The 18,157-nt window shown below is 72.5% G+C and carries 14 protein-coding genes and 1 pseudogene; 11 read left to right on the forward strand and 4 right to left on the reverse strand.

The window, feature by feature from the left end; all coding sequences use genetic code 11:
• Positions 1 to 63 precede the first annotated feature (63 nt).
• From ACWENQ_RS17430 to ACWENQ_RS17440, 3 genes are read right to left on the reverse strand one after another with little or no spacing between them, the layout of a single operon-like run.
• Positions 64 to 3,324, reverse strand: coding sequence for a LamG-like jellyroll fold domain-containing protein (locus tag ACWENQ_RS17430; protein WP_452415063.1), 3,261 nt, complete (start codon positions 3,322 to 3,324; stop codon positions 64 to 66).
• A 26-nt stretch (positions 3,325 to 3,350) separates the two neighbouring features.
• Positions 3,351 to 3,878, reverse strand: a complete 528-nt coding sequence (locus ACWENQ_RS17435) for a hypothetical protein (RefSeq protein WP_452415065.1) — start codon at positions 3,876 to 3,878, stop codon at positions 3,351 to 3,353.
• Positions 3,879 to 3,919: 41 nt separating this feature from the next.
• On the reverse strand, positions 3,920 to 4,984 hold the full coding sequence (locus ACWENQ_RS17440; protein ID WP_452415066.1) for an FUSC family protein: 1,065 nt from the start codon (positions 4,982 to 4,984) through the stop codon (positions 3,920 to 3,922).
• A gap of 335 nt (positions 4,985 to 5,319) precedes the next feature.
• Between ACWENQ_RS17440 and ACWENQ_RS17445 the strand changes: the two are divergent.
• Together ACWENQ_RS17445 and ACWENQ_RS17450 are read left to right on the forward strand one after the other, a co-directional pair.
• Positions 5,320 to 5,496 (forward strand): annotated as a pseudogene (locus ACWENQ_RS17445) (ATP-binding protein); the annotation flags it as partial.
• The gene (locus ACWENQ_RS17450; protein WP_452415469.1) at positions 5,493 to 5,612 is read left to right on the forward strand and encodes a hypothetical protein; all 120 of its coding nucleotides are present in this window, start codon (positions 5,493 to 5,495) and stop codon (positions 5,610 to 5,612) included. The pseudogene ACWENQ_RS17445 and the gene ACWENQ_RS17450, both read left to right, overlap by 4 nt.
• Here the strand turns inward: ACWENQ_RS17450 and ACWENQ_RS17455 are convergent.
• A complete protein-coding gene (locus tag ACWENQ_RS17455; RefSeq protein WP_452415068.1) occupies positions 5,573 to 6,298 on the reverse strand; it encodes a FadR/GntR family transcriptional regulator in 726 nt (241 codons plus the stop codon). The genes ACWENQ_RS17450 and ACWENQ_RS17455 overlap by 40 nt on opposite strands.
• Before the next feature lie 88 nt (positions 6,299 to 6,386).
• On the opposite strand from ACWENQ_RS17455, the gene ACWENQ_RS17460 reads away from it, so the two are divergent.
• From ACWENQ_RS17460 to ACWENQ_RS17500, 9 genes are read left to right on the forward strand one after another with little or no spacing between them, the layout of a single operon-like run.
• A complete protein-coding gene (locus ACWENQ_RS17460) occupies positions 6,387 to 7,895 on the forward strand; it encodes an ABC transporter substrate-binding protein (RefSeq protein WP_354913421.1) in 1,509 nt (502 codons plus the stop codon).
• Entirely contained in the window at positions 7,892 to 8,830 is a 939-nt protein-coding gene (locus ACWENQ_RS17465) for an ABC transporter permease (protein WP_449922714.1), read from the forward strand. The genes ACWENQ_RS17460 and ACWENQ_RS17465 overlap by 4 nt, the downstream gene beginning before the upstream one ends.
• Positions 8,827 to 9,648: an ABC transporter permease gene (locus tag ACWENQ_RS17470; protein ID WP_452415070.1), complete on the forward strand. Its 822-nt coding sequence runs from the start codon at positions 8,827 to 8,829 to the stop codon at positions 9,646 to 9,648. The genes ACWENQ_RS17465 and ACWENQ_RS17470 overlap by 4 nt, the downstream gene beginning before the upstream one ends.
• Positions 9,635 to 10,537, forward strand: coding sequence for an ABC transporter ATP-binding protein (locus ACWENQ_RS17475; protein WP_449922712.1), 903 nt, complete (start codon positions 9,635 to 9,637; stop codon positions 10,535 to 10,537). Before ACWENQ_RS17470 ends, ACWENQ_RS17475 begins: the two co-directional genes overlap by 14 nt.
• Positions 10,506 to 11,291: an ABC transporter ATP-binding protein gene (locus tag ACWENQ_RS17480; RefSeq protein WP_354913413.1), complete on the forward strand. Its 786-nt coding sequence runs from the start codon at positions 10,506 to 10,508 to the stop codon at positions 11,289 to 11,291. Before ACWENQ_RS17475 ends, ACWENQ_RS17480 begins: the two co-directional genes overlap by 32 nt.
• A complete protein-coding gene (locus ACWENQ_RS17485) occupies positions 11,288 to 12,469 on the forward strand; it encodes a M20 family metallopeptidase (RefSeq protein WP_452415072.1) in 1,182 nt (393 codons plus the stop codon). The genes ACWENQ_RS17480 and ACWENQ_RS17485 overlap by 4 nt, the downstream gene beginning before the upstream one ends.
• The gene (locus tag ACWENQ_RS17490; RefSeq protein WP_452415074.1) at positions 12,466 to 13,551 is read left to right on the forward strand and encodes a P1 family peptidase; all 1,086 of its coding nucleotides are present in this window, start codon (positions 12,466 to 12,468) and stop codon (positions 13,549 to 13,551) included. Before ACWENQ_RS17485 ends, ACWENQ_RS17490 begins: the two co-directional genes overlap by 4 nt.
• A gap of 11 nt (positions 13,552 to 13,562) precedes the next feature.
• Positions 13,563 to 14,981 carry an aldehyde dehydrogenase family protein gene (locus tag ACWENQ_RS17495; RefSeq protein ID WP_452415076.1) on the forward strand — a complete coding sequence of 473 codons (1,419 nt, stop codon included), beginning with the start codon at positions 13,563 to 13,565 and terminating at the stop codon, positions 14,979 to 14,981.
• Positions 14,982 to 15,036: 55 nt separating this feature from the next.
• Positions 15,037 to 18,060 carry a chondroitinase family polysaccharide lyase gene (locus ACWENQ_RS17500; protein WP_452415078.1) on the forward strand — a complete coding sequence of 1,008 codons (3,024 nt, stop codon included), beginning with the start codon at positions 15,037 to 15,039 and terminating at the stop codon, positions 18,058 to 18,060.
• Positions 18,061 to 18,157 lie beyond the last annotated feature (97 nt).

Genomic DNA, 18,157 nt, shown 5'->3' on the forward strand with positions numbered 1-18,157 from the left:
GGGCAGCTCTAACTCATCCGGCAGATCCATGAACTCTCCCAGTCGGGGGGTGCGGTGCGGGAGTTACTGGGCGGCTAGCTGGGCGATGTGCTCGGCGCTCAACACGCCGTCATAGGCGCGGACGTCGTCCACCGTCCCCGGCCAGAAGCCGGTGAAGGCGCCCGCTGTCCTGGTCCGGCCCAGCTGCAGCGGGCCAGTGGCGTTCCATGCGCTCACGTGGTCGGTGACGGTGGTGGTGGACAGGCGGCCGTTGACGTAGATGCGGAGCTGACCGGCCAGCGGGTCGTACACGCCGGCGATGTGGGTCCATTCCAGCGGGTTGGGGATGTCGTCGGAGCGGGTGCGGACGAGGGCGGCGGTGTCGGTGTCGGCGGCGGCCATGCCGAGGGTCCACCGTTGCCGTTCCTTGTCGAAGCCGAGCTGGAAGCCGGCCGCCCTGGCGCCCGGCTGGGCCACGGCCGCGCTGTCGCGGGTGGGCAGGTAGTCGAGCTGGGTCCAGGCGGCCACGGTGAACCCGTTCCTCGTGTTGACCACGGGTGCGCCGGTCTGGGCGTACCCGTCGACGCCGTCGAGCGCGAGCGCGCCGTCCAGCCAACCCGACGTCCACGAGGCGGCTCCGGACAGCGTCGCGGCCGTCGCCCGGCCCGAGGAGTCGGCCGCCGACAGGCCGGACTCCTCATCCAGCTTCCAGTGGCCGACCAGCGTGGCAGCGCTGTTGACCAGGTCGGCGAGCTCGTCGGCGAACAGGGCGCGGCCGTAGACCCGCACCTCGTCGACGTCCCCGGGCCAGTGCTCCGCAGCCGCCCCGCCGACCTTCCCTCGGCCGATCGTGAGGGGGCCCGCGGCGTTCCACGGCGGCGTGACGGCCACCGTGGCCTCCAGCCTGCCGTTCACGTAGAGCGACACCTGGCCCGCCGCCGAGTCGTAGACGCCGGCCAGGTGGGTCCACTCGTTCAGCCTCGGCGCGGCCGCCGACAGGGCGCGCACCACCGGCGCGCCGTCGGTGTCCGAGCCCGCCACGGTCAGCGCCCAGCGGTCGTCGGCCTTCGCGTACTGCAGGGCGAACGCGCCCGTCCTGCCGCCCTCCTGGGTGACGGCGGTGGCGGAGGCGGCCGTGCCGGTCAGGCGGGCCCAGGCGCTGACGGTGAAGTTGCGGCTGGTGTCGATCACCGGGCCCGAGGTCTGGGCGTAGGCGCCGGCCAGCCTGAGCGCCGTGCCGGTCCTGCCGGAGGTCCAGCTCGCCCCGTACAGCGTCGCCGGGTGGGCGTTCCCGGTGTCGGCCGCCAGGGTGCCCTGGCCCTCGTCCAGCGCCCAGTGGCCGCTGGGGCCCCGGCCCGCGTTGACGTTGAAGACGTAGGTGCGGATCGGGCCGAGTTGGCCCGCGCGGTCCTTGCTGCGTACCGACAGCACGTTGGGGCCGTCGTGGCGCGGCGTCAGCGCGATGGTGGCGCTGCCGTCCTGGCCGGGCCCGGCCTCCGTGGCGGGCGCGGAGTCCAGGCCCCAGACGTAGGCGGCGACGTCGGGGACGCCGTTCGGGGCGAACGTGAACGTGCCGGCGAGGCCGACGCCGTCGCTCCAGCCGTTCTCGGCGTACTGGGGCGAGGAGATCTCCGGTTCCCTGCCGGGGGCCGTGGTGTCCACGGTGGCCTCGCACCAGGGACTCCACGCGCTGGTGGCCTTGCCGTCCTCGGCGCGGACTCGCCAGCGGATCAGCGCGCCGTCGGCGTACAGGCTCGACGGGATCGTCGCGTAGAAGGCCGTGCCCGTCGACCCCATGGGGGTGAGGTGCTCGCCCGTCTTCACCCCTGCGGCGTTGTACCACTCGAAGCGGCCCTGGACCGAGTTGTCGGTGTCCTTCAGCTTGGCCCACAGCTTCGGTGTGGCGGTGCTGACGATCGGCCGTCCGTCGCCGGAGACGCAGGGGCCGCCAGGGTCCGACCAGACGTCGGCCGCCACCGGGTTGCCGGGCAGCGAGTTGTACTCGATGACCAGGCTCGGGTTGTTCTTGAACTTCTTCCAGGCGTAGACGTCGGTCTCGCTGGTGGCGCGCAGGCCGATGGTGACGTTGGGCCACTTCTTGGCGGCGGCGTCCACGACCTGCGAGGTGACGTCGAACTCGACGCCGCCGGGCATGCAGGCCGAACCCCAGCCCTTGGCCACGTTCACCGTGGACAGCAGCCTGACCCACGTGGGCTGCTTGTTCCAGGTGGTGCTCGCGCTGATGGGGTTGGTCGCCCAGGCCTCGACCTTGCGGGCGCTGCACGAGTAGGACCAGGTCTCGTACGTGCGCAGCGTCGCCTTGATGATCTGCTTGCCGTGGATGGTCGAGCCGGTGTTCATCTGGAAGAACGAGCGGTTCGTCTGCGACTCGACGTGGCCGACCCTGGCGACGTCGCTGGAGTTGAGGTAGTTGGAGTTGGGCCAGTTGCTCCAGACGGCCGTCCAGGCGTTGCGCGCGGCCGAGAAGTACGGGTCCAGGTAGACGGGGAAGCGGGTCTTCGGATCCGTGAGCATCTTCCTGTCGGGAAAGAGCCGCAGCTGCCGGCCCGACAGCCGCACGCCCATCGCGGCCTCGCGGGCCTCAGGGGAGCGGCCCTCCCTGAGCGCCTGCGGGCTGGTGATCCCCTCGGAGTCCCACATCTTCGGGGTGGGCGCGACGAAGATCGTGCCCTCGTTCCGGTCGACGGCCTCGAGGTTGCCCGCCTGGTCCGCCGCCACCGACAGGCCGGAGGCGGACAGCGGGAACGTCAGCTCCGTCATGCGCGCCGCGGCGGCTCGCGACTTGACCACCAGGACGTGGGAGAAACCGTCCACGTCCGCGGTGACCTGCAGGTCCACGCCCGGCATGACCTCGGCGTAGGTGGCGGTGTCGCCCTTCAGCGTGGGCCTGGGCAGCGTGCCCTGCCAGCCGAGTTCCAGGGACTTGGCGCCGCGCGACAGCCTGGCCAACGGGGCGCCGCCGCCACCGGAGAAGGTCAGCCCCACCGCCGCCGCGGCCGGGCTGACCGTGCCGTCGGGGTTGGGACGGAGGGTGGTGTCGACGGGGACCCAGCCGCCGGACCCGCGTACGCGTACCGGGCGTACGTGCTGCTCCATCGTGAGCGTGCCGTCCGGCTGGGCGAAGACCTGGCGGGTCTCCGTACGCATCGACTCGATCTCGACCTGCCGGCCGGTGCGGCGGGCCGCCGCGACCGCGGACTCCTCGCCGTTCGGACGTTCCTGGACGGTCTTCGGCGGCTCCGGCCCGTCGCCCGCCCGGGCGGGCACCGCCGGACAGATCGCCAAGACCAACGTCGCCGTGAGCAGCCCACGCAGTACCCGCATACGTCCTCGTCCAAGGTGAGCAGGGGTTACGCGCGGGACGGGCCACCCGCCCGGCGTCTCCACGATCTTCGATTGACGATCGGATTTTCACCCGGCCCCAACTGTCTGTCCAGGGTTCGGGTCATTCTCCTTAAAGGTTTCTTCAGGGATCGAATCCGTATGAAGATATTCGCCGGACGGCTCGGACGTGCCGCTCCGGCATCGCCTTGGTCGAAGGCGTTCGCTCTCAGGACGACCCGGTTGAGCTCCGGCCTGATCCCCATCGCCACGACCGCTGATTCGCTGATCGGCCCAGGCTCCTCCTCCATCAGCGCGGTCAGTGCGGCGTGGCTGTTCTCCGCCGGCCGTGGCAGGGGCGTGATCCGGAAGGGGCGCTGGAACGGCCCGATGCCCTCGTAGGACCTGCGGAGCACGGGGGAAACGGGCTGACAGTAGACCTCCACCGCGTCAGCCGTCGCGGGCTGCAGGATCACCCGCCCCTCGCCGGGCAGGAACTCGGGCGCGGCCGTGACGACGTAGAGCGCGAACACTGTGAAGATCACCTTCAGTCGCATGCGCGACGAGTGTCAGGGCTCGGCTGCCGCGGTGGGGCGGGTCAGTCGGCGAGGGGCGGGAGGGCGGCGACGGCCTCCTCGCGGGTCGTGCCGGTCGCCTGGAGCAGGTCGATGACGATCGACCGGAATTGCGCGACCAGCACCCCGGCCGTGAACCCTTCGCTGTCTCCCGTGGGCGCCGCCGCCACCCGGACAAGGGTCTGCCGCGCTTCCAGCGCGTCGCGGCCCGAGGCAAGCTCGTCGCACAGCAGCCGGACGGCGGCCGCCAGGGCGCGCAGCGCGCCGGGCAGCCAGTCCGGGACGGCCAGGCCCTGGTCGAGGGCGACCAGCGCGCGGCGGGCCAGGACGCGGGCGTTGCGCAGGGCGTGGTCGACGGGCGTGGCCGCGGTCTCGTACCTCCGCAGCAGCTCCCGCCGCCGCCTGCGGCCCAGCGGGGAGATCACGGTGATCTCCCTGCTGGTCTGCAGGGCCTCGGCGAACAGTTCGACCGACTTCTGGGTGCCGCGCGCCTCCTCGAGCGCCGCCGCCGCCAGGTCGGGGTCCGACTTCTCCAGCGCCTCGGCGGTGTCGTCGAGCGCCGCGGCCAGCGCGTCCAGGGCCGCGGCGGCGTGCCGGTGCACGATGGTGGTGGTGCTGGGCGGCATCAGCGCCACCGCCGCGATGCCGAGGACGCCGCCGAGCAGGGCGTCCACCATCCGGTCCAGGCCGCCGGTGCCGGAGGGCGGCAGCAGGGTGGCGACGAGCACGGCCGACGAGCCCGCCTGCAGCACGATCAGTGAACCGCTGTCCAGGAGCACCGCCACCACCATGGCCAGCGCGACGACGAGCGCGATCTGCCACGGCCCCGACCCGATCCGGGAGATCAGCAGGTCGCCCACGCCGACGCCGAGCCCGACGCCGACCACCAGTTCGGCCACCCGGCGCAGCCGGGCGCCGAGCCCGACGCCGATGCAGAGCACCACGGCGATCGGCGCGAAGAACGGGCGCGCGTGGCCGAGCAGGTCCTTGGCCACCAGCCAGGCCACCGCGGCCGCCAGCGCGCACTGGATGATCGAGGGCGCCATGAGGCCGAGCCGGTCCATCCGCCCCCGCAGGTCGAGTCTCACGGCGCCAGCATGCCCGCAAAATATGACAAAGCGGTTACCTGGGGAAGCCTGGCAGCCGGCTGAACGCTCGCTGTCAGCCCTCGGGCCGGCTCCCGTCGGGGAACTCGCCCGTGCCGCTCTCGCCCGCACCACCTGGTCGCGGTCGTTCAGGCCGGTTTCGATCTGCACGTACTGGTCGCCGCGCACCCCGACCGGCTGCTCCCGCCGGCCCGTGGCCGACGACCTGCTCCTGCTGGCCAGGCTGGACCAGCGCCGCCCGCTCGACCGGCGGCCGGTCGACCTGCTCAGCCTGGCGGCGGGCGCGGTGATCGACGCCAGGGCCGGACGGCACGCCGTTCACCGTGCGGGTCGGGGTGACGGGAGGGCAGGACGTGGTCGAGGTCGCCGACGAGGGCCCGGGCCTGCCCGGTGACGCCCTCGAGCGGGTCTTCGAACGCTTCTACCGCGCCGACCCCGCCCGGGGCTCGACTCCGGCGGCACCGGGCTCGGCCTGTCGATCGCCGCGGCGCTGACGGAGGCGCACGGCGGCACGATCAGCGCCGCCTCGCCGCCGGGCGGGGGCGCGCTGTTCCGGATCGGGCTGCCGGTCTACTCCAGCAGCTCCTCCAGCGCCCCCGCGGGCAGGTAGGGGGAGTAGAAGTCGCTGAGCGCCTGCCGGGCCAGCCGCGCGGCCAGCGGGCCATCGCCCGTGCGGACGGCGGCCAGCGCCTCCTCGTGGTGGGCGATGCTGCGCAGCCGCTGCTCCGGCGCCCTGATCTTGTCGGCGATGAGGTCGAGCACGATGGAGCGGACCACGTCGCTGCAGATCTGGATCAGCTTGTTGCCGCTGGCCCGCGCCACGGCGTCGTGGAAGTCGACGTCGGCGGCGCTGAACGACTCGTAGCCGTCGGCGGCCCGCATGCGAGCGACCGCCTCGTCCATCTCCGCCAGCTGCGCAGGGGTGCGCAGCCTGGCGGCCAGCAGGTAGGCCGCGCCCTCCAGCACCATCCGGAACTGCACCAGTTCGGCGAGCGACAGCTCCTCCACCCTCGCCAGAGTGGTCATCGACTTGTGCAGCGCGGCCGGGGTGAACGGCAGGACCTCGGCGCCGTTCGGGTCGCCGGGACGCGACCTGACCAGGCCGCGCGCCTGCAGCACGCGCAACGCCTCGCGCACGGTCGACCGGCTGACCGAGAACTGCACCATCAGCTCCCGCTCGCTGGGCAGCCGCTCGCCCGGCCGCAGCTCACCGCGCTCGACGGCGTGCTCGACCTGCTCGACGACACGCTCGTACGCGCGCACGGTTCGCACGGGCTCGAACTGAGGTCCGCCCATCAGCGCCCCCTCTTGACCGAAAAGTCCTGGGCTGGCAGTGTGCGTAGCCTACTGGTCAGGCCAGTGCACTAGCCAGGAGGCTTGAGGCATGAGGCGCATCGGCATCTGGGTCGCCCTCGGCGGGCTCCTTCTCAGCACGGCATGCGGCGGCGGTGGCGGCGACGGCGCGGGCGACCGTGGCGCCGGGCCGGTGAGCTCGCAGCCCTCCACCCTGGCCGTCGGCTTCGTCGCCGAACCGGCCAACCTCGACTTCACCGCCACCGAGGGCGCGGCGATCCCGCAGGCGCTGCTGGTCAACGTCTACGAGGGCCTGGTCAAGCTCGACCAGGACGGCAGGATCCAGCCGCTGCTGGCCGAGAAATGGGACGTCTCGTCCGACCGCAGGACCTACACCTTCACCCTCCGCAAGGGCGTGACCTTCACCAACGGTGCCCCCTTCACCGCCGACGACGTGATCTTCTCCATCGACAGGGTCAAGTCCGACTGGAAGCTGAAGATCAAGACCCAGATGGACGTCGTCGACACGGTGGAGAAGAAGGACGACCACACCGCCGTGGTCACGCTCAAGCGGCCGAGCAACGGCTGGATGTACGCCATGGCCACCAGGCTCGGCGCGATGTTCAGCCGCACCGGCGTCGCCGACCTGGCCAACAAGCCCGTCGGCACCGGCCCCTACCAGCTCGGCTCGTGGCGGCGCGGCGACTCCATCCAGCTCGTCGCCAACGACACGTACTGGGGTCCCAAGCCGCAGGTCTCCCGGATCACCCTGAAGTACTTCAAGGACGCCACGGCGATGAACAACGCGCTGCTCACCGGCGGCATCGACGTCATCTCCGCCGTCCAGGCGCCCGAGTCGCTCGCCCAGTTCGCCGACCCCAACCGCTTCCAGGTCGTCGAGGGCACCACCAACGGCGAGGTCGTGCTGTCGATGAACAACGCCCGCCCGCCCTTCAACGACAAGAAGGTACGGCAGGCCGTCCGCCACGCCATCGACCACAAGGCCCTGCTCGACACCGCGTGGGCGGGACGCGGCCAGCTGATCGGCAGCATGGTGCCGCCCACCGACCCCTGGTACGAGGACAGGACCGGCGACTACCCCTACGACGTGGCCAAGGCCAAGGCGCTGCTCGGCGGCAGGACCTACACGGTGAAGATGCGCATCCCCAACCTGCCGTACGCGGTCGCCGCCGCGCAGGTGGTCAAGTCGCAGCTGGCCCAGGTCGGCATCACCGCCGAGATCGACCCGCTGGAGTTCCCCGCCCGCTGGCTGGACGTGGTGTTCAAGCAGGGCGACTACGACATGTCCATCATCAACCACGTCGAACCCCGCGACCTGGGTATCTTCGCCGACAAGTCCTACTACTTCCACTACGACAACCCAGCGTACGGCGCGCTCCTCGCCTCGGCCGACGAAGGGTCGGAGCAGCAGCAGGTGGACGACCTGAAGAAGGCCGCCAAGCTGCTGTCCGAGGACGCCGCGGCCGACTGGCTCTTCCTGTTCCCCAACCTCATCGTGGCCAAGAAGAACATCACCACCGGCCTGCCGAAGAACGCCATCGCCGAGTCCTTCGACTTCACGGGTCTCACCAAGCAGTGATCTGGTTCCTGGTCAGGCGGGTCGCGGTACTCCTCGCGAGCACCGCGGCCGCCGGTGTGGTCGTCTTCGCCTTCATGGCGCTGCTGCCCGGCGACCCGGCGGAGGTCGCCCTGGGCGTCAACGCCACGCCGGAGGCCGTCGCGGAGCTGCGCAGGCAGTTCGGCACGGACCGGCCCGCGCTCGCCCAGTTCTCCGACTGGGTGGGCGGGCTGGCCACCGGCGACTTCGGCACCTCCTACGTCACCAGCTCGCCGATCGGGCCGCAGATCGCCGACCGGCTCGGCGTCACGCTCGCGCTGGTGCTCGGCGGCATGGTGATCGCGCTGCTCGTCGCCGTCCCCGCCGGCACCTTCGCCGCCGTCCACCACCGCAACCCCCTCGGCGCCGCCATCAGCGCCGTCAGCCAGGTCGGCGTCGCCGTCCCCGCCTTCCTGGCCGGCATCCTGCTGGTGTTCGTCTTCGCGGTGCAGGCCCAGGCGCTGCCCTCGGGCGGCTACGTCCCCTTCGCCGAGGACCCCTCGCTATGGTTCCGGTCGCTGCTGCTGCCGTGGCTGTCGCTCGGGCTGGTCCAGGGCGCCCTGCTCACCCGCTACGTCCGCAGCGCCGTCCTCGACGTGATGCGCGAGGACTACCTGCGCACCGCCCGCGCCAAGGGCAGAGGGCGGATGGGCGCGCTGTGGCGGCACGGGCTGCGCAACGCGGCCATCCCCGTCGTCACCGTGCTCGGGCTCCAGCTGGCCACCCTGCTCATCGGAGCGGTCGTGGTCGAGCGGGTCTTCGTCATCCCCGGCCTGGGCGACCTGCTGCTGAACGGCGTCGCCCAGCGCGACCTGCTGCTCGTGCAGGGAGTGGTCATGCTGCTCGTCGTGGCCGTCCTGCTGGTCAACTTCGTGGTCGACCTCGCCTACGCCGTACTCGATCCGAGGTTGCGATGAGAGGAAACCTGATCACCGGGGCCGTCCTGGTCGGGCTCACGGTCCTGGCCGCGCTGGTGTCGTTCGCGTGGACGCCGCACGACCCGACGCTGGTGGACGCCGCGCACCGGCTGGCCCCGCCGGGCGGCGACTATCTGCTCGGCACCGACAAGTTCGGCCGCGACACCCTCAGCCAGCTCATGGTCGGCGCGCGCACCATGCTCTACGTGGGCATCGTCGCGGTCGGCATCGCCGCGCTCGTCGGCACGCCGCTTGGCATGGTCGCCGGCATGACCCCTCGCGGCTGGCTGTCCGACCTGATCATGCGGGTGAACGACCTCGTCTTCGCCTTCCCCGCGCTGCTGCTGGCCGTCATGCTCGGGGCCGTCTACGGAGCCGGCACCCTCACCGCCATGATCGCGATCGGCATCGCCACCGTGCCGGCCTTCGCCCGCGTCGCCCGCGCCGCCACCATGCAGGTCATGGTCACCGACTACATCCTCGCCGCGCGCTCCGCCGGGCGGCGCCGCCTCGCCATCGCCGGCCGCCACGTGCTGCCGAACATCGGCTCGATGCTCATCGTGCAGGCGTCGGTGTCCTTCGCCATCGCCATCCTGGCCGAGGCGGCGCTGTCGTTCCTCGGGTTCGGCACCAGGCCGCCGACCCCCTCGTGGGGCCGCATGCTGCAGGAGGCCCAGGAGCTGCTGTTCTCCACGCCGCGCCTGGCGCTGTGGCCCGGCCTGGCCATCGCGCTGGCCGTCCTCGGCTTCAACCTGCTCGGCGACGGGCTGCGCGACCACCTCGACCCCAAGCTCAGGAGGATCGGTGCTGAGCGTTGAGGGCCTGACCGTCCGTGCCGGCGACCTGGAACTGGTGCGGCAGGTGTCCTTCGACATCGCCCCCGGCGAGCGGGTGGGCCTGATCGGCGAGTCAGGCTCGGGCAAGTCGCTGACCGCGCTGTCGCTGATGGGCCTGCTGCCCGAGGGCGTCACCGCCACCGGGACGGCAGTCCTCGAGGACCGCCCGCTGGTCGGCGTCCCCGACAGGCGGGTCAGGAACCTGCGCGGCCGCGTGGTGTCCATGGTCTTCCAGGAGCCGATGACCGCGCTCAACCCCACCATGCGCGTCGGCGCGCAGGTCCGCGAGGTCATGACCCTGCACGGCAGGCCGCGCGCCGAGGCCCGGGCCCGCGCCCTTGACCTGCTGCGCCGCGTGGGCGTCGAGGCCCCCCGCGCCTACCCGCACCAGCTGTCCGGCGGCCAGCGCCAGCGCGTCATGCTCGCCATCGCCCTGGCCAACGAGCCCTCGCTGCTCATCTGCGACGAACCCACCACCGCGCTCGACGTCACCGTGCAGAAGCAGATGCTGGAGCTGATCGCCGAGCTCGCACCCGCCGTCCTGTTCATCACGCACGACCTGGCCGTCGTCGCCTCCGTCTGCTCGCGGGTCCTGGTCATGTACGGCGGGCGCGTCGTCGAGAGCGGCCCCATCAGGGAGGTGTTCACCGACCCCCGCCACCGCTACACCGAGGGCCTCATCGCCGCCTCCAGGCTCACTCCCCGCGGCACCCGCCTGCCCACGATCAACGGCAGCGTGCCCGCCGCAGGCGAGTTCCCCGACGGCTGCGTCTTCAGGAACAGGTGCGCGCACGCCCTGCCGACGTGCGCGCAGGAGCCCACGCTGGAAGGGAACGGCCATGCCTACGCCTGCTGGCACCCCCGTGATTGAGGCCCGCGACCTCACCAAGGTCTACCGCACCTCGCTGTTCAAGCCCGAGGTGCACGCCCTGCGCGGCGTGTCCCTCGACGTACGGCGGGGCGACCGGTTCGGCATCGTCGGCGAGTCCGGCTCGGGCAAGTCGACGCTGCTGCGCCTGCTGTGCGGGCTGGACCGGCCGACCAGCGGCTCGATCACCTTCGAGGGCCGGCAGATCGTCGGCCGCCGCGAGCGTGACCTGCGCTTCCTGCGCGACGACCTGCAGATCGTCTTCCAGGACCCGATGAGCTCGCTCGACCCCAGGATGAGGGTCCGCGACATCATCGCCGAACCGCTGGTCGCCCTCGGCCGCCCCGTCGAGGGACGCGTCGCCGCCCTCCTGGAGGAGGTCGGCCTGCCCGCCTCGGCCGCCGACCGCTACCCCCACCAGTTCTCCGGCGGACAGCGCCAGCGCATCGCCATCGCCCGCGCCCTGGCCCCCCGGCCCAAGGTGCTGGTGGCCGACGAGCCCGTCAGCGCCCTCGACGTGTCCGTCCGCGGCCAGATCCTCAACCTGCTGGCCGACCTCATCGACACGCACGGGCTCACCCTGATCTTCGTGTCGCACGACCTGTCCGTCGTGCGGCACGTCTGCGAGAGCGTCGCGGTCATGCACGGCGGCACCGTGGTCGAGCGCGGCCTGGTCGACGAGGTCTGGGCCGCCCCGCGGCACGACTACACGCGGACGCTGCTGCAGGCCGTACCCACCTTGGAGGGACTGCTGTGATCGAGATCGATGCCCGGGGAGTCGTGGAGTTCACCCAGCGGCTGGTGCGCATCCCCAGCACCAACGACCCGGCCAGAGGGCGCAACGAGCTGCCGGCGGCCGAGCTGGTGGCCGCCAGGATGCGGGAATGGGGCTGGGACGTCGTCGTCGACGAGGCGGCGCCCGGGCGGCCGAACGTGGTGGGCATCGTCGAGGGCGGCGGCGGCGCGGGCCCGACGCTGATGTTCGAGGGCCACACCGACGTGGTGACCGAGGGCGACCTGTCGGAGTGGACGGTGGACCCGTTCGGCGGGGAGATCCGTGACGGCAGGCTGTGGGGGAGGGGCAGCGCCGACATGAAGTCGGGACTCGCCGCGGTGCTGTACGCCACCCGGGCGGTGCAGCTGGCCGGGCCGTTCCCCGGACGGATCAAGGTGTGCGCGCTGGCCGACGAGGAAGGGTTGATGATCGGCGCGCACCGCTTCGTCGGCTCCGAGCTGTCCGCCGACGTGGACGCGGCCATCGTCGCCGAGCCGGAGGCGGGCGAGATCTGCGCCGTCGCCAAGGGCGCGCTGCGGCTGCGGATCGACTTCACCGGCAAGATGGCCCACGGCGCGATGCCGCAGCACGGACGCAATCCCATCCAGGCGGTGGGCGCGCTGCTGGTCGCCCTGCGCTCCTACCAGGACGCGCTCCAGTCCGCCCATCCGGCGCACGAGCACCTCGGCGAGGTCTACGTCACCCCGACGGTCGTCCAGGCGGGCTCGCAGGAGCAGGTCAACGTCATCCCGGCCACCGCCTCCGTCTTCGTCGACGTACGGACCGTCCCTGGGCTCGCGCACAAGGAGGTGGCCGACAGGGTGGAGGAACTGGCCGCCTTCGACGGCGCCGAGGCGAAGGTCACGATCCTGGTCGACCGGCCTCCCGTGGACGTGCCGGTTACCCACCCCGTCGTGACCGCCCTCGCCGCCGCGCACACGGCGGTCACGGGGCAGGAGCCGGTGTACGGCGGCGTGCCGGGCTCCACCGACGGCACCGTGCTCACGCACTGGGGCGGCATCCCGTCGGTGGTCTACGGCCCCGGCGGCAAGTGGATCGCCCACCAGGCCGACGAGTACGTCGAGGTCGAGGAGATCGTCCGCTGCACCCGCGTCTTCGCCGAGGCGGCGCGGATCTTCCTGTCCGGCGGCGCGGCGTGACCGGCCGCACCGGCCACGCCTGGAGCGTCCCGATGCGGCCGGGGCCCACGAACTCGATGGCCGACGTCGCCGGGCTCAGGGTCGGGCACGCCCAGCGGGTCGGCGAGGGGTACCTGACCGGGGTGAGCGTCGTCGTGGCTCCGCCCGAGGGGGCCGTGGCGGGCGTCGACGTGCGAGGCGCGGCGCCCGGCACCCGCGAGACCGAGCTGCTCGACCCGCGCAACCTGGTCGAGCGCGTCCACGCGATCGTCCTGACCGGCGGGAGCGCCTTCGGCCTGAGCGCCGCCTGCGGTGTCATGCAGCGCCTGGCCGACGAGGGGATCGGCTTCCCGGTGGCGGGCGGCGTCGTCCCGATCGTGCCCTCGGCGGTCATCTACGACCTGGGGCGCGGCGGCGGCTTCCGCGCCACACCCGACGGCGAGCTGGGCGCCGCCGCCTACGACGCCGCCGTCGCCGCCACACCGTCCGCCTCGTCCGTCTCCGCCTCGTTCGCCCCGGCCGCGGCCGCTCCGGCGCGCAACGGGTCCATCGGGGCGGGCACCGGCGCGGTGGCGGGCGGGCTGGCCGGCGGCGTCGGGACGGCGAGCGCCGTCCTGCCCTCGGGCGTCACCGTGGCCGCCCTCGCCGTCGTCAACGCCGCCGGATCCGTCCTCGACCCCGGCAGCGGCCTGCTGTCGGGCACCAGGTACGGCCTGGCCGGCGAGTTCGGCGACGTCGGCGAGCCCGACCTCGACGAGGTCGCCCGCTGGCAGCCGGTGAAGGCGCCGTCGTTCAACACCACGATCGGCGTCGTGGCCACCGACCTCACGCTGTCCAAGGCCCAGTGCGGCAAGCTGGCCGGAGTGGCCCACGACGGTCTGGCCAGGGCGATCAGGCCCGCGCACACCATGGTCGACGGCGACACCGTCTTCGCGATGTCCACCCGCGGCCGGCCCGGCGCCGACACCGAGCTGCACGACGTGCTGGCCGCCGGGGCCGACGTGTTCAGCAGGGCGGTCGCGCACGCCGTCCTGCACGCCACGGGCAGGGAGGGCGCGCCCGCGTACCTGGATGTGTTCCCGAGCGCACGCAAGCGAGGATGAGGGGGTCGGACATGACCGAGGGGCTTCCGATCGGAGACGGGTGGGTGCCGGTGGCCGACAGCGCCCCGGTCGTCTTCCCCTACGACGGCACGACGGTGGCGCACGCGCCCGTCGGCACCGTGGCGCTGGCCGGAAGAGCCGTCGACGAGGCGCTCGCCGTGGCGCCCGCGATGGCGCGCACGCCCTCGCACGCCCGCCGCGCCGCGCTGCTCGGGGCGCACGACGCGCTGGCGGCGCGCAGGGCGGAGTTCGAGCGGCTGCTGGTGCTGGAGACCGGCAAACCGCTGGTCGACTGCCGGGTCGAGGTCGCCAGGACGCTGGTCACGCTGGCCACCGCGGCCGAGGAGGTGGCCAGGCTGCACGGCGAGACCGTGCCGATGGACCTGCTGCCCGCGGGCGAAGGGCTGGTCGGGTTCTGGACCAGGCGGCCGATCGGGGTGGTGGTCGGGATCACCGGCTTCAACTATCCCCTCCTGCTGGCCGCGCACAAGATCGCACCGGCGGTGGCGGCGGGCTGCCCGGTGATCGTGAAGCCGGCCCCCTCGACGCCGCTGGCGACGCTCGGGCTGGTTGAGCTGCTGCGCTCGACCGGCGCGCTGCCGGACGCCGCCGTCCAGCTGGTCACCGGCGATGTCGAGGTCGGCAGGGCGCTGGTGGAGGACCGGCGGATCGGCGCGGTCTCCTTCACCGGGTCGGCCGCGGCCGGGCACGCCATCGCGCGCAACGCCGCGCCCACCAAGGTGCTCCTCGAGCTGGGATCGAACGCGGCGCTCGTCGTGGCGGCCGACGCCGACCTGGCGGCCGCGGCCGACGCGGTGGTCAGGGGCGGCTACTACGCCTCGGGGCAGGCCTGCATCTCGGTCCAGCGGGTCGTCGTCGAGCAGAGCGTGCGGGCGGAGTTCCTCGACCTGCTGGCCGCGCGGATGAAGGACGTCGTGGTCGGCGACCCGCGCTCGCCGGAGACCAGGGTGGCGGCGCTGATCGACGAGCGGTCCACCTCGCGCGTGCTGTCGTGGGTGGAGGAGGCCGTGGCGGCCGGGGCCGAACTGGTCACGGGCGGGACGCGTGAGGGAACGGCGATCGTGCCGACCGTGCTGGCCGACGTGCCCGACGGGGTGGCCGCGTGGGACGAGGAGATCTTCGGGCCCGTGGTGTGCGTGCGGACCGTGAACGGCATCGAGGAGGCCTTCGAGACCGTCAACAGGTCCCGGTACGGCCTGCACCTGTCGGTCTTCACCAGGTCGCTGGCGACGGCGTTCGCGGCGATCGAGCGGCTGGAGGCGGGCGGGGTCGTGGTGAACGAGGTGCCGGGCTTCCGGGCCGACAACATGCCGTACGGAGGGGTGAAGGACTCGGGCGCCGGGCGCGAGGGGCCGCGCTTCGCCATCGAGGAGTTCACGGTGACCCGGATGGCCATCATCCGGCCGTGACCGCTCCCGCGGCCGGTCCTGGACGTGAAGATAGTTTTCCCGTTTGATGGTGATCGTGGCGAATATCTCGCGCAGGACCGTCATCAAGGGCGCGGCGCTCGCCCCCGCGCTTCCCATCGACGCTGTGACGGCCGGTCCGGACGTGCCGGCCGTCACGGACGTGCCCGCGGACCTCGAGCAGCGGGCGATGGCCATGGACCCGCCGGTGTTCCTGCTGGAGTCGGCCGTCCCCCCGCACGTCAGCGGCGACGGCCTGTCCATAGCCGGCCAGGTCGCCGTCTGCGGGAAGCACTCCCTGCGCTGGGACCACGCCGAACGCGCCGTCATCACCGTGCGCGCCCCGCTCAGGTGGGCGCCCGACCCCTACCGGCTCGGCGACGACCAGGCCTGGCAGGGACTGGTCGACGCCTTCTGCGTGTGGATCCACAACGACACCCCCGTCGACGACGTCGTGCGGTTCGAGTTCGGCCGGGGCGACCGGACGGACGTGTGGTTCGAGTTCCACCTGAACTACTCGGGCTGGCGCACGGCGTGGGTGCGTTACGCCTACGACATGCACGGCAGGCCCAGATCCGACATGGACACGCTGCGGATCGTGGCGCCCGGCCGTACCGGACGGCTGCATCTCGACCAGCTCATGCTCAACGTGCCGCTGCGGCCCGACGCGCCGTGCCGCGACCACCAGCTGCCCGACATCGCCCCCGAGGGCGACGAGTACGACAACCAGCACTGGCAGGCCCTCCACCTGTTCGACCGGCTGCTGTCAACCCGGAAGCCGCAGGTGCGCCCCCCGACGCGGGAGGAGAGCGCCGACCTGCGCGCGCTGGTCACCCGCTACCACGACGAGTACCTGATCGCCCAGGTCAAGCCCGACCTGGCCGCCCTCACCGCGCAGGCCGACGCGCTCACGGGCCGTCCCGTGCACGCCTACCAGTCGCAGATCTACCCCGCCGAGATCGCCGCCGAGCTGAAGGCGTTCGTCGACCCCGTCACCCTGCGCGCCTGCACCGACCTCATGAAGACCATCGCGCAGGGACACCAGGCCAGCCCGCCCGACCGGCCCGCGCTGGCCGCCCTCTACCTCAGGATCGTCGACCACCTGCGCGAGCAGGGGTGGACGCGCGGCAGCTGCCAGGGCACGATCCACCACCTCGGCTACGACGTGCGCGGCTACTACGACTCCGTCTACCTCATGCGCGACGCGCTGCGCGAGGCCGGCCGGTTCGAGCAGGTCCGCGCCGACCTCGACTGGCTGACCGGCCTCGGCAGGATCTTCCGCGGCTGGAAGCACCGCATGGCCCACGGCTCGATCATGGACCTGTTCAACACCACCGTCCGCGGCATGCTGGCCGCGGTGCTCCTGCGTGACACCGAGGCCGAACAGGTCGCCTACCTCAAGGCCCTGCGCGACTGGCTCGACACCGCCCTGCTGCCCACCGACGGCATCCAGGACGGCATCAAGATCGACGGCACCGCCTTCCACCACGTCGGCTTCTTCCCCGACTACGTCCGCGACGGGTTCACCGGCCTGGCCCCGCTGGTCTACCTCATGCACGGCGGCGCCTTCGCGCTCTCCTCCGAGGCGTCCGGCTGGCTGAAGAAGGCCCTGCTGGCGCAGCGCGTCTACGCCGGACGGACGCAGTGGCCGATCTCCATCAGCGGCCGCAACCCCGGCGGCACCACCGCCCTGTCCATCGTGCCCTTCCAGTGGCTGGCCCAGATCGACGACGAGATCGGCGCCGCCTTCCTGCGGCTGCTGCCGTCCTCGCCCACGCCGCAGCAGCAGGAGATCGCCGGCAGGCTCGCCGCCAGGGGCGTCACCGCCGAGCCTGCGCCGAGCGGGAACTGGGCGCTCAACTACGCCGCGCTCAGCGTCCACCGCCGCGGCGAGTGGCAGGTCACCGTGCGCGGCCACAACCGCTACCTGTGGTCCACCGAGATCTACGTCGGCGCCAACTGGTACGGCAGGTACAACACCTACGGCCAGATCCAGGTCGTGCACCGCGGCACCAACCTCGACAGCGGCTACGCCCAGCCCGGCTACGACTGGAACCGCAGGCCCGGCACCACCACCATCCACAAACCCCTCGACGCGCTCAAGGGCGACCTCACCGGCGCGATCGAGGAGATGCTGCTCACCGACTCCCGGTTCGGCGGATCCTGCGCCATCGACGGGCAGCACGGGATGTTCGCCATGGACCTCCACGAACACCCCAAGTACGAAGGCACCCACCGGGCCAGGAAATCGGTGTTCCTGTTCGACGACCGCATCGTGGCCCTCGGCACCGGCATCGCCAACGCCGACAGCGGCCACGAGACCGAGACCACCCTCTTCCAGACCACCAGGACCGGCCGCGTCGTCATGGACGGGACCGACGTCCCCTTCCCCTACGAGCGGCTCGACCTCGCACCGCGCTGGCTGCTCGACGACAAGAACATCGGCTACTACCTCGCGTCCGGCCAGCGCGTCGGCCTGACCCGCGCCACCCAGGCCTCCCGCCACAACGCCACCGAGGCGCCGACCGGCGGCGCCTTCTCCACCGCCTGGATCAGGCACGGCGCCGCGCCCCGCGACGGCTCCTACGAGTACGCCATGGTCGTCGACACCACCGCCGAGCGGATGGCGGCCTTCGCTGCCGACGTGCCGTACACGGTGGTCCGGGCCGACGCCGCCGCGCACGTCGTCGCCGACCGCGCCACCGGCGTCACCGGCTACGCGGTCTTCGAGCGGGTACGGCTGGCCGGCCGGGTGCTCGCCGTCGACACCCCGTCGCTGCTCATGACCCGCCAGGACGGTGCCGACCTCGTCCTCGCGGTGGCCGATCCCGACCTGCGCCTCTACAACGGCATCGACACCGACCAGTACGAGCGGGGCCGGTACGTCGGCCACTACAGCCCCTGGTCGCGGCCGTGGCTGACCAGCCCGAGCCACCCCCACCTGCTGCGGGTGACGCTCGCGGGACGGTGGCGGCGCGCGGAGGGGCGGTGCCGGGCACGGATCACCGGGGACCGGACCGTCGTCGAGTTCGAGACGGTCCACGGCATCCCGATCCAGGTCCGCCTCACCCCGTCGACGTGACGCCTCCGTCCGGCCGTGGCCCCACATGACCACCGGCGTCCCAGCCCTGCGCTCCGGGCCGCGGCTCGCGCTTCGGCCCGGGCGTCCAGGGCCGTCA

The organism is Nonomuraea sp. NPDC004354, from assembly GCF_053602555.1.

Bases quoted from the DNA above. Each gene is read 5' to 3' on its own strand.
- ACWENQ_RS17430 (WP_452415063.1), bottom strand. From the start codon at position 3,324: ATGCGGGTACTGCGTGGGCTGCTCACGGCGACGTTGGTCTTGGCGATC.
- ACWENQ_RS17435 (WP_452415065.1), bottom strand. From the start codon at position 3,878: ATGCGACTGAAGGTGATCTTCACAGTGTTCGCGCTCTACGTCGTCACG.
- ACWENQ_RS17455 (WP_452415068.1), bottom strand. From the start codon at position 6,298: ATGGGCGGACCTCAGTTCGAGCCCGTGCGAACCGTGCGCGCGTACGAG.
- ACWENQ_RS17460 (WP_354913421.1), top strand. From the start codon at position 6,387: ATGAGGCGCATCGGCATCTGGGTCGCCCTCGGCGGGCTCCTTCTCAGC.
- ACWENQ_RS17470 (WP_452415070.1), top strand. From the start codon at position 8,827: ATGAGAGGAAACCTGATCACCGGGGCCGTCCTGGTCGGGCTCACGGTC.
- ACWENQ_RS17480 (WP_354913413.1), top strand. From the start codon at position 10,506: ATGCCTACGCCTGCTGGCACCCCCGTGATTGAGGCCCGCGACCTCACC.
- ACWENQ_RS17495 (WP_452415076.1), top strand. From the start codon at position 13,563: ATGACCGAGGGGCTTCCGATCGGAGACGGGTGGGTGCCGGTGGCCGAC.